1 protein-coding gene is annotated in these 1,362 nt (G+C 70.3%); it reads right to left on the reverse strand.

Features of this window, described 5'->3' with window-relative positions:
• On the reverse strand, nucleotides 1-1,362 hold a 1,362-nt coding region (locus tag AE652_RS34930; protein WP_049659005.1), incomplete at both ends, for a M4 family metallopeptidase.

Consider the following 1,362-nt stretch of genomic DNA (forward strand, 5'->3'; position numbering starts at 1 on the left):
GACGCTGACGGCGTCCCAGGCGGCCTTGGCCCGGTTGAAGAAGGTGCAGGTCGGGTCGAGGCTCTTGGCGGCGGTCAGGGTGGCGGTGCGGTAGCGCTTGTAGGTCATGCCGCTGGTCTTGAGGAGCATGCCGCCGTAGAAGACCCGGCCGGCGTCCTTGATGCCGATGCCGGTGACGGAGGAGTTGTTGCAGGTGGGGCTGGTGGGCTTGCCGCCGCCGGGGTTGGAGCCCTCGGCGAGCAGGTAGAACCAGTGGTTGAGCGGGCCGGCCGCCGCGTGCTCCTCGGTCTGCGGGATCGACGCCGAGTAGCAGTTGGGGTTGTTGCTCACCAGGGAGGGGTTGTACATGTTGCGGATCGGGCCGTTGCCGACCAGGTTGATCATCTCGCCGACGGTGTAGTCCGGGGAGTCGTACGGGGCGGGCTCGTTGGCGTACGACTCGGTCAGCGCGCCCATGATGTCGCCGGTGGCCTCGCCCAGGCCGGACTCGTTGTTGGCGCCGCCGGGGGTGTACTGGTCGATGCCGTGGCCGAACTCGTGGCCGACGACGTCGATGGAGGCGATCCACTTGTTGGCCTGGCTGTGGCCGATGGATATCGTGCTGCCGTCCCAGTAGGCGTTGACGTCGTTGAGGCCGACCTTGACCGGCCAGCTGCCGCCGTTGCCGTTGTGCCCGTTGCGACCGAGCCAGTCGCGGAGCATGTCCCATTCCTTCTGGGCCGCGAACATCGCGTCGCCGCAGCCGGTCTCCTTGCTGGAGGCGCTGCCGGTGCCCCAGGAGTCGCTGGACTTGGAGAAGACCTGGCCGGTGCTGTAGTCGGAACACGACAGGCCGGGCCGGTTCGGGTCGCGCAGCGAGTACGAGCCGCCGGAGTTGGTGGTGCTGATGGTGACGGGCGCGGGGCCGTTCCACTCGCTGTTGATGGTGCCGGCGCGCACGTCGTCGTAGCTGTCGACGACCTCGCCGGTGGTGGCGTCCACGAAGACGTGCAGGCGGCTGGGGGCGCTGCCCTTGTGGCCGGTGAGGACGGTCTCCCAGGCCAGGCGGCCGGTGCCGTCCTTGACGCGCACGACCAGGCGGCGGGACTCGACGGAGTCGACGGCGGCCAGCTTGGTGCGGGCGGTCTTCTCGGCGTGCTCGGCGCTGACCTGCGGGGCGGTCGAGCCGCCGACGGGGCCGGTGGCGGCGGACTGCAGGGCGCGGACCTTGCCCTGGGAGTCGGCGAGGACGACCGCGTCGCCGCCGACCACGGGCAGGCCGTGGTAGCTGCGCTCGTAGGAGACGGAGTAGAGGCCGCCGAGCCAGGGGGTGACGGTCTTGCGCTCGTAGGTCTCGCCCGGGCCCTTGGCCAGCGCGTCCAG

The sequence above is a fragment of the Kitasatospora sp. MY 5-36 genome (assembly GCF_001182915.1).
In the GTDB taxonomy this organism is placed as follows: Bacteria; Actinomycetota; Actinomycetes; order Streptomycetales; family Streptomycetaceae; genus Kitasatospora.